We start from the raw sequence: 8,308 nt of genomic DNA, 5'->3' as shown, positions 1-8,308 counted from the left end.
ACCGACCAAAACCCCGACCAAGCCACGAGGCGCCCGCCCCGGCAACCGGGACGGGCGCCTCACCCTGCCACTTGACAAGAACTCACTCCATATCAGCTGTCCGGAGGTCTGCCTAGAGTGATCATTGATCAAGTGTTGGGAGGGTGAGGGTGGAGCGGACCAGGGCGTTGTCGGAGGCCGACTGGGAAGCGCATCGTCCCGCGGTCTTCGGCGCGGCGTACCGGATCCTCGGCACCGTGACGGAGGCCGAGGATGTGACGCAGGACGTCTGGTTGCGTGCGGCCGCCGCCGACCTGTCCGAGGTTCGCGATCTGCGCGCCTGGCTGGTGACGTTGGCCGCGCGTACGTCGTACAACGTGCTGAAGTCGGCGCGCGTCCGGCGCGAGTCGTACGTCGGGCCCTGGCTGCCCGAACCGCTGCTGACCGGGCCGGACGCCGCCGCGAAGGTGCTCATGGACGAGTCGGTGAGCACCGCGATGCTGGTGGTCATGGAGACGCTCACCCCCGCCGAACGCGTCGCGCTCGTGCTGCACGACGTCTTCGACTTCCCGTTCGCCCGGATCGCCGAGGTGCTCGGTACGACGCCTGCCGCCGGCCGCAAGCTCGCCTCCCGTGCACGCGCGCGGGTCGCCACCGTCGAGGAGACACCGCAGGCATCCAAGGCCGAGACCGAACGCGTGCTCAACGCGTTCAAGGCGGCTGCCGACGCGGGTGACCTGGCCGGGCTCGTCGCGCTACTGGATCCCCAAGCCGTGTACGTCGCCGACGGCGGCGGCAAGGTGACCGCCGCACGGAAGCCGGTCACGGGTCCCGAGCGGATCGCCATCCTGACGATCAGGCAGCTCGAGCTCAGGCGTCCCGACGCGGTCCGGATCATCGAGGTGAACGGCCAGCCGGCGCTGGCGACGTACCGCGGTGGCACGCTCGTCTGGCTCGACACCGTGGAGGTCGCCGACGGGCGGATCACGGCGTTCCGCAGGCAGGTCAATCCCGAGAAGCTGGCGCACCTCGGTCACATCTGAGCTCGCCGTGTTGTCTCCCTGCCGCACGCCCCGATCCGGGGGTGCGGCTGAGAGAGGACGAGACTGTGGCACACGTTGTGATCATCGGGGGCGGCTTCGCCGGCGTCTGGAGCGCGGCCGGAGCGGCGCTCGCACGCGGCGACGCGGATATGCGCATCACCCTCATCGCACCGAACGAGCACCTGGTACTGCGACCACGCCTGTACGAACCGGAGCCGGACCTGGCCAAGGTGGAGCTCAGCCGGGTCCTCGGGCCGATCGGCGTCGAACACGTGCGGGCCTCGGTGAGCACGATCGACACCGAGCGCCGCGTGGTGGTGGCCGACGGCAACGAGATCGGCTACGACCGCTTGGTGCTGGCGGCCGGCAGCAAGCTGGTTCAGCCCGACGGGCTGCCGGGCGCTGAACGGCTCTTCGACATCGACACGCTGGACGGTGCCAGGCGGCTGACCGACCATCTGCGCGATCGCGAGGACTACTCCGTCGTGGTCGTCGGCGCCGGCTTCGTCGGCCTGGAGGCTGCGACCGAGTTGGCCTCGCGGGGCCGGGTGCTGCTGGTCGATCGATCAGATGTCGTCGGCGCACAGCTCGGCCCGGGACCGCGCCGGGAGATCGAGGCTGCGCTGGACGAGTTGGGGATCGAACGCCGCCTCAGTACGACGGTGACGGAGGTCGGCGACGGGTACGCCCTACTGTCCGATGGCAGCAAGGTCGACGCGGACGCCGTCGTCTGGTCCGTGGGGATGAGGGCCAGCGAGCTGACCCGTCAGATCTCCGATGAGCTCGATCACCTCGGCCGGGTGCCGGTGGACGATCGGCTGCGTGCGCTTCCCGAGGTGTTCGTCGCCGGGGATACGGCTGCGGCGGCGTTCGACGCTGAGCACACGGTCATGCAGGCCTGCCAGCACGCGACGCCGCTCGGCAAGGTTGCCGGATACAACGCGGCGGCCGATCTGCTCGGCGTACCTCTGCGTGACTTCACCCCCGGCCCCTACGTCACCTGCCTCGACCTAGGCGCCGCCGGCGGAGTCTTCACACGTGGCTGGGACCGCCGAGTCATGGCGTCCGGCGCTGAAGGGGCCGCCGTCAAGAAGGGCATCAACCAAGCCATTCACCCACCGGTGGACGACCGCGAGAAGATCCTCGCCGCCGCCGACCACGTCAGCGTAGAACTCCCGTTCTTCCCCCGCGAAGAAGCCGCCTGACCGAGGTCGCTGTGCAACTCGACAGGTAGTGTCCAGCGGAACGTAGTGCACCTGAGCGCGTCAGCGCGCCGGTGTACGGTGTCTCGCCGGTGCACTACCTGTCGGCGTGCACGCGGCCGGGCAAACGGAGCAGGTTGGAGAGACCATGCGCTACGCCACCTATGTGAAGTCGTTCGGCGAGTACGGCAGCCCGAAGGTCCTCCGCGATCTCGCCATTGCGACCGAGGACCACGGCTGGGACGGGTTCTTCGTGTGGGACCTGCTCAGCTCCCCGACGTACGAACCGCCGGTTGCCGATCCCTGGGTGACGCTCGCCGCGATCGCGCAAGCCACCAGCAGAATCCTGATCGGGCCGATGGTCGTCCCGCTGCCCCGACGCCGCCCGGCCAAGCTCGCCCTCGAGGCAAGCACGCTGCAGGACCTCTCGGACGGCCGGCTCGTCCTCGGCCTCGGGACCGGCGCGGGCTGGGACTACACCCGGTTCGGCGAGTCCGCCAAGCGCAGAGAGCTCGCCGAGCGCCTCGACGAGGGCGCAGACCTGCTGCACCAGTTCCTCGCCGGCGACCCAGTCGAGCACGAGGGCGCCTACTACCGGGCCACCGACGTCCGCTTCCCTCGCAGCGACATCCCGATCTGGACCAGCGGCTTCTGGCCACGGACCGGTCCGGTCCGAGGCGCGCGCAATGCGGACGGCCTGTTCCCGCAGATCAGGGACGAGGCCGACGAATTCCGGCTCCCCACCATCGACGAACTCGCCACGATCCGCGCCGACTTCGAGAAGTCCGGCGGCCGCCCGAACGCCGACATCGCCATCTGGTCCCCCAGCCAGGCCGGAGCCCCCGACGCCGCCCGGGCCGCGGAGTACGAAAGGGCCGCGTCACCTGGTGGCTCCAGGACGGCTCTGAGATCTCCCCCGAGGACCTTCACACCCGCCTGGCCGCCGGCCCGCCTCTCACTTGAAGACGGTTACCCCGACGCCGGTGATTGCCAGCTGGAGGAGGGCGATCGGGACCAGACCCTGCCAGGCGAGCTTCTGGAGTTGGTCGGCTCGCATCCGGGGAAACGACACCCGCACCCAGATGACGACGACCGAGACCAGCGCGACCTTCAGGATCGTCCAGATCCAGCCGATGGAGTCCGGCCCGGGACCGCTCCAGCCGCCCAGGAACAGCACCGTCGTCAGCCCGGCCAGTACGACGATGCCGGCGTACTCGGCGAGCAGGAACATCGCGAAGCGCAGACCGGTGTACTCCGTGTACGGCCCGAAGATCACCTCGGAGTCGGCGACCGGCATGTCGAACGGCGGCCGCTGCAACTCGGCCAACCCGGCGATGAAGAAGACCACCAGACCGGGCAGCTGCCACAGCAACCACCACGGGTTCCACGCGGTCGCGATCCCCGACAGGCTCAGCGAACCAGCCGCGACCGCGACGCTCGCCGCGGACAGCACGAACGGCAGCTCGTAGCTCATCAGCTGCGCCGCGACCCGGAGTCCGCCGAGCAGGCTGTATTTGTTGCCGCTCCCCCAGCCCGCCATCAGCGACCCGAGTACGCCGATGCTCATCACCGCGAGCACGAAGAACAGCCCGGAGTCGAGGTCCGCACCGACGATGCCCGGCGCCAGCGGGATCGCGGCCAGCGCGGCCAGGTACGGCAGGATCGCGACGATCGGGGCCCACTCGAACACCCGCCGGTCCGCGGCCGCCGGGACCACGCTCTCCTTCTGCACGAACTTGACGCCGTCCGCGACCAGTTGCGCCCAGCCGTGGAACGCACCGGCGTACATCGGACCGAGCCGTGACTGCATGTGCGCCATCACCTTGTGCTCGGCCTGGCCGACCAGCAGGGGCGCCACCAGGAAGGCGACGAGTACGCCGACCACCCGCACCACGAACTCCAGCATGACCGCACCCTATCGAGTCCGACTTGACCTCAACCACCGTTGAGGTCAAAGGGTGGGTCGTATGAGCGATGAGAAGCAGACTCAGATCAGCACCGTTCTGGTGACCGGAGCGACCGGGCGCGTCGGCCGGCATGTGGTGGATGGACTGCGGGCGGCGGGTGTGAGCGTCCGGGCCCTGGTGCGGACTCCTGAGCGCGCCGCGTTGCCGCCGGATGTCGAGCTGATCCAGGGCGATATCTATGATCCGGGCGCAGTACGACGGGCTGCGGCCGGCGTGGATGCGGCGTTTCTGCTGTGGCCGGCGTACAGCGCGGATGGGGCGGAGGCGATCCTCGCGGAGCTGCCGCGGCGCGTCGTGTATCTGTCTTCGTTGAATGCACCGGCCGGCGGTGTTTGGGGGGACGTCGAAGAGTTGCTCCGAGAGGCGGGTAAGGACTGGACCGCTCTTCGGCCTGGAGGATTCGCGGTCAATGCTCAGGGGTGGGCCGGGGACTTCCGGAGTGGTGACGTCGTACGGCTGCCGTATCCGAAGGCTGGGCGGTCGCTGATCCACGAGCGGGATATTGCGGCGGTCGCCGTACTCACGCTGCTGGACGATCGGCACGTCGGGCAGGCGCATGAGCTGACCGGGCCGGAGGTGCTGACCCAGGCTGAGCAGGTCGAGACCATCGCGCGGGCTGTGGGCAAGGAGATGCGGATCGAAGAGCTGTCCGACGAGCAGGCGCGGCAGGCGATGCTCGATCAAGGCGCGGACCCGGCGCTCGCGGAGAGTGCGGTCACCTACTGGGCGAAGCTCGTCGACGAACCCGAGCCCGTGACGACCACGGTCGCCGAGCTGACCGGCCGCCCGGCGCTGACGTTCGCCGACTGGGCCCGGGAGCACGCTGACGAGTTCCGCATCCTGTCCACAGCCGAGGTCGCGAGCCGGTACGTCGATGCCCTGAGCGCCGGCCGGGTCGCGGAGGCCTTGGCGTTCACGGCTCCCGACTACGTCCGCATTGCGCCACTCGAAACCAACGGCGAAGAGGTCGCGCTCCAGGGCGATGCCATCCTCGAGAACGCCCAACGCCTCAGCGCCGGCATCGAGTACGAAGGCATCCAGGTCTTCGGCCCCCTCCTCCACGACGACCACTTCGCCATCCGCTTCACCTTCGACGAGCGCAACCGCACCACCGGCCACCGCTCCCAAACCATCAAACTCTCCCTCTGCACCGTCAAAACCGGCCAAATAACCCGCGAGGAAGTCTTTTATTACACGCAACCGCACCTCTGATATCATCTGATATCGGCGATAGGAGGTGGCGCGATGAGCGACGTACTGATCCGTGACGTGCCCGACGATGTTCTCGCCGTCATCGACCACAGGGCCAGCGACCTGGGCTTGTCGAGAAGCGAGTACCTTCGGCGACAGTTGAGCCAGCAGGCCGGCCGCTCGGATGCTGTCGTCACGGCGGCCGACCTGGAGCGGTTCTCGGACACGGTCCGCGATCTGGGTGACCCTGAAGTCATGGATCAGGCCTGGTCGTGACCCCGACCGCCGAGTCCCGACGCTGGCTGATCGACAAGTCGGCCCTCGTCCGCCTCGGCACGTGTCCGAACCGGGACGAGTGGGCGAACCGGATCAACCGCGGCCTGGTGCACATTGCCACAGTGACTCTGCTCGAGGTCGGCTTCTCGGCCCGGTCCGCGAATGAGCATCGATCGGCCTTGCAGGATCCGGTGATCTCGGCGATGCCGGTGGAGAACGCCACTCCCGCGATCGAGCGTCGGGCTGTGGTCGTGCAGGCCCAACTCGCCTCTGCGGGGCAGCATCGGGCGCCGTCGGTTCCGGATCTGCTGATTGCGGCGACGGCGGAGCTGTCCGGACTGATCGTCCTTCATGTGGACAAGGATTTCGAGCTCATCGCCAACCTCACCGGCCAGCGGCAGGAGCGGCTGGATCAGGATTGATCTAGTGGGAGTTGGAGCCAGCCGCCGATGTCGTGGCGGCCGGCGGTTAGGGCGGCTGTGCGGGCGCCTTGGTTGGCGGAGTGGATGGTGCCTATGAGGATGCGGGTGTGGTCTGGCAGGGCTTGGGCCAGGAGAGAGCTGAGGTGACGGCCGTAGCCTTGGCCTCGGTAGTTGGGGGCGAGGATCATTTCTCGTACGACGTACGCAGGGAGGCCTAGGGCGTCCTCGGGTTTGTCGACTCCGGCGGCGTATCCGGCCCAGTTGCCGTCGACTGTGATGTCGAAGAGGAGGCCCTCCGCGGCAGACTCGGCTAGGTCTTCACGGTCCTGGAGTGATGCCTCTTCGGTGTGATGTGGGTGGGCTGCGTCTACGGCGTCGTACGCACGTTGGGCGTCGTCGTAGTGGTCGACTCCGCTCGCCGGGACCAGGGCTAGCTCGGGTGGTACGTCGTGAGGTTTCAGCTGGCTGATCGGGGCGGCGAAGAAGCGGCGGTCCGGTTGTGTGCCTTCGATCGTGGGTTCGGCGCTCCACAGGCGGACGTAGCGCGGGTTGTGGATGCCGTAGGTCTCGCGGGCGACCGCGGCTAGGGCGGGGAGGTCCTCCGTGCGCGGTGTGCGGGTCATCGGGGTTGCGTCGACGAAGGGCTTGGTCGGGTCCAGGCCTTCGAAGCGCATGCTGACCATGGCGTGCAGGTCGTCGCCGACGGGTAACCAGTAGTTGAGCATTGACTCGGCGGGCTGGCCTGGGGCGAAGCACGCGGCGCGGCTGGTCGCGATGTCGAGATCCTCGGCGAGCAGCAGGTCCACGCCGGCATGTTCTTCCGCCAGCACCTTCAACCTGGTCGCGTCGTCCACCCACGTGCGCGTCAAAGGGTGCTGGCGCTCAAGCGTGTACCGCGCCAACTCCCCCGCAGTAGGAATCACGCCTCGGGCTCCGCCGAGGGCGCGTCCGGCGAAGGCGGGTCTGCAGAAGGCGCTGCCGGTGGTGGGGACTCGGCTTGTTTGCGGGTTCGGCGTTCTGCGCCGGCTCGGCGGGGGCGGGCGGGGGTGGCGGCTGCTTGGGCGGGGGCCAGGGGGTCTGGGTCGGGTGAGCCGGGTGGGCGTGGGCCCCAGGTTTCCGGGTCGGGGACGCCGGGCGGAAGGGTGCGCCGGCGGCTCGGTGCGCCGTGGGCTGGGGCGTGATCCGACTCGCCCGGCTCCTTGGCGCCTGGCCACGGCTTCGCGACCCGGGACGCGAGCACGAACTCCTTGCGCAGCGGGTTGCCCTCGAACTCATCCGGCAGCAGCAACGGAATCAGATTCGGATGCCCCTCGAAGCTGATCCCGAACATCTCGGATGTCTCCCGCTCATGCCAGTTCGCACCGGCGTACAACTCCGAGAGCGTCGGCAGCACCGCCTTGTCCCGCGGGATCAGCGTCCGCACCAGCAGATGCTCGACATGCGCCCCACCCCAGAAGTCCGCCAGATGCGAGACCACCCGGAACCCGTCCGTCAACTCGTCCGCAGCCGACAGGAAATCGAAGAACGTGTACCCAACGGCATCCCGCAACACCTCATGCGCCGCCACCCACGACTCTGCAGGTACGTCGATCGCCGTCGGCGAGAAGCTGTCGGACTGGGTCGCGGCGATTCCGGCCGCGGTCAGCGCCTCGAGCGCGTCGCTGCTCATTGAGGCGTCACCAGGTCGCGGGTCAGTGCGGCCGCGGACGGCTCGTCGTACCGGCTCGGCATGTTCTCGCCGGCGATCTTCTCCTGCAGCTTGAGGATTCCCTGCAGCAGCGCCTCCGGCCGCGGCGGGCAGCCGGGCACGTACACGTCGACCGGGATGATCTGGTCGACACCCTTGGTCACGCAGTACGAGTCCCAGTACGGGCCACCGGAGTTCGAGCAGGAGCCGAACGAGATCACGTACTTCGGCTCCGGCATCTGGTCGTAGAGCCGCTTGATCGCCGGCGCCATCTTGTCCGTCACCGTGCCGGAGACAACCATCAGATCGGCCTGCCGCGGACCGGGCGCGAACGGGATCACGCCGAGCCGGATGAAGTCGTGCCGGCCCATCGACGCGGCGATGAACTCGATCGCGCAGCAGGCCAGGCCGAAGTTGAACACCCAGAGGGAGTACTTGCGGCCCCAGTTCAGCAGGTACCGGACCGGCTCGGGTGCGAGCTTGGCCAGCGCACCCACAGCCGGCCGCACGGTCGGCATCGGCAGCTCGGTCTGGGACATGT

At 68.6% G+C, this 8,308-nt stretch carries 9 protein-coding genes and 1 pseudogene; 6 read left to right on the top strand and 4 right to left on the bottom strand.

What is annotated here, in order from left to right; genetic code table 11:
• The first annotated feature begins 149 nt into the window (after positions 1 to 149).
• The 3 genes and pseudogenes from sigJ to E0H73_RS48425 form a co-directional block, all read left to right on the top strand.
• Positions 150 to 1,022 carry an RNA polymerase sigma factor SigJ gene (gene sigJ, locus E0H73_RS24405; RefSeq protein ID WP_131360390.1) on the top strand — a complete coding sequence of 291 codons (873 nt, stop codon included), beginning with the start codon at positions 150 to 152 and terminating at the stop codon, positions 1,020 to 1,022.
• Positions 1,023 to 1,087: 65 nt separating this feature from the next.
• Entirely contained in the window at positions 1,088 to 2,227 is a 1,140-nt protein-coding gene (locus tag E0H73_RS24400; RefSeq protein ID WP_131360388.1) for an NAD(P)/FAD-dependent oxidoreductase, read from the top strand.
• A gap of 145 nt (positions 2,228 to 2,372) precedes the next feature.
• A pseudogene (locus E0H73_RS48425) lies at positions 2,373 to 3,032 on the top strand (LLM class flavin-dependent oxidoreductase); the annotation flags it as partial.
• A gap of 147 nt (positions 3,033 to 3,179) precedes the next feature.
• Here the strand turns inward: E0H73_RS48425 and E0H73_RS24390 are convergent.
• Complete coding sequence (locus tag E0H73_RS24390; RefSeq protein WP_131360386.1) at positions 3,180 to 4,130, bottom strand: complex I subunit 1/NuoH family protein; 951 nt, start codon at positions 4,128 to 4,130, stop codon at positions 3,180 to 3,182.
• 61 nt (positions 4,131 to 4,191) lie between these two features.
• Between E0H73_RS24390 and E0H73_RS24385 the strand changes: the two genes are divergently transcribed.
• The 3 genes from E0H73_RS24385 to E0H73_RS24375 are packed head-to-tail and all read left to right on the top strand — an operon-like array spanning position 4,192 to position 6,080.
• On the top strand, positions 4,192 to 5,403 hold the full coding sequence (locus E0H73_RS24385; protein WP_238164210.1) for an NAD(P)H-binding protein: 1,212 nt from the start codon (positions 4,192 to 4,194) through the stop codon (positions 5,401 to 5,403).
• A 33-nt stretch (positions 5,404 to 5,436) separates the two neighbouring features.
• Entirely contained in the window at positions 5,437 to 5,658 is a 222-nt protein-coding gene (gene vapB, locus E0H73_RS24380) for a type II toxin-antitoxin system VapB family antitoxin (RefSeq protein WP_131360384.1), read from the top strand.
• Positions 5,655 to 6,080 carry a PIN domain nuclease gene (locus E0H73_RS24375; protein WP_131360382.1) on the top strand — a complete coding sequence of 142 codons (426 nt, stop codon included), beginning with the start codon at positions 5,655 to 5,657 and terminating at the stop codon, positions 6,078 to 6,080. The genes vapB and E0H73_RS24375 overlap by 4 nt, the downstream gene beginning before the upstream one ends.
• Here E0H73_RS24375 and E0H73_RS24370 read toward each other — a convergent pair.
• Genes E0H73_RS24370 through E0H73_RS24360 form a run of 3 tightly spaced genes read right to left on the bottom strand, consistent with a single transcriptional unit; the run spans position 6,071 to position 8,306 of the window.
• Positions 6,071 to 7,003 carry a GNAT family N-acetyltransferase gene (locus tag E0H73_RS24370; protein ID WP_238164207.1) on the bottom strand — a complete coding sequence of 311 codons (933 nt, stop codon included), beginning with the start codon at positions 7,001 to 7,003 and terminating at the stop codon, positions 6,071 to 6,073. The genes E0H73_RS24375 and E0H73_RS24370 overlap by 10 nt on opposite strands.
• Positions 7,000 to 7,749, bottom strand: a complete 750-nt coding sequence (locus E0H73_RS24365) for an NADH-quinone oxidoreductase subunit C (RefSeq protein ID WP_131360380.1) — start codon at positions 7,747 to 7,749, stop codon at positions 7,000 to 7,002. Before E0H73_RS24365 ends, E0H73_RS24370 begins: the two co-directional genes overlap by 4 nt.
• Complete coding sequence (locus E0H73_RS24360; protein ID WP_238162898.1) at positions 7,746 to 8,306, bottom strand: NADH-quinone oxidoreductase subunit B; 561 nt, start codon at positions 8,304 to 8,306, stop codon at positions 7,746 to 7,748. Before E0H73_RS24360 ends, E0H73_RS24365 begins: the two co-directional genes overlap by 4 nt.
• Positions 8,307 to 8,308 lie beyond the last annotated feature (2 nt).

Origin of the sequence: Kribbella pittospori, from assembly GCF_004331465.1 — a bacterium.
Taxonomy (GTDB): domain Bacteria; phylum Actinomycetota; class Actinomycetes; order Propionibacteriales; family Kribbellaceae; genus Kribbella; species Kribbella pittospori.
The sequence above is the reverse complement of the archived record's forward strand: the minus strand, read 5'-3'. Positions and strand labels throughout refer to the sequence as shown.

Excerpts from the sequence above, each read along its gene's own strand:
- E0H73_RS24365 (WP_131360380.1), bottom strand. The coding sequence starts at position 7,749 with ATGAGCAGCGACGCGCTCGAGGCGCTGACCGCGGCCGGAATCGCCGCG.
- E0H73_RS24390 (WP_131360386.1), bottom strand. The coding sequence starts at position 4,130 with ATGCTGGAGTTCGTGGTGCGGGTGGTCGGCGTACTCGTCGCCTTCCTG.
- E0H73_RS24385 (WP_238164210.1), top strand. The coding sequence starts at position 4,192 with ATGAGCGATGAGAAGCAGACTCAGATCAGCACCGTTCTGGTGACCGGA.
- vapB (WP_131360384.1), top strand. The coding sequence starts at position 5,437 with ATGAGCGACGTACTGATCCGTGACGTGCCCGACGATGTTCTCGCCGTC.
- E0H73_RS24360 (WP_238162898.1), bottom strand. The coding sequence starts at position 8,306 with ATGTCCCAGACCGAGCTGCCGATGCCGACCGTGCGGCCGGCTGTGGGT.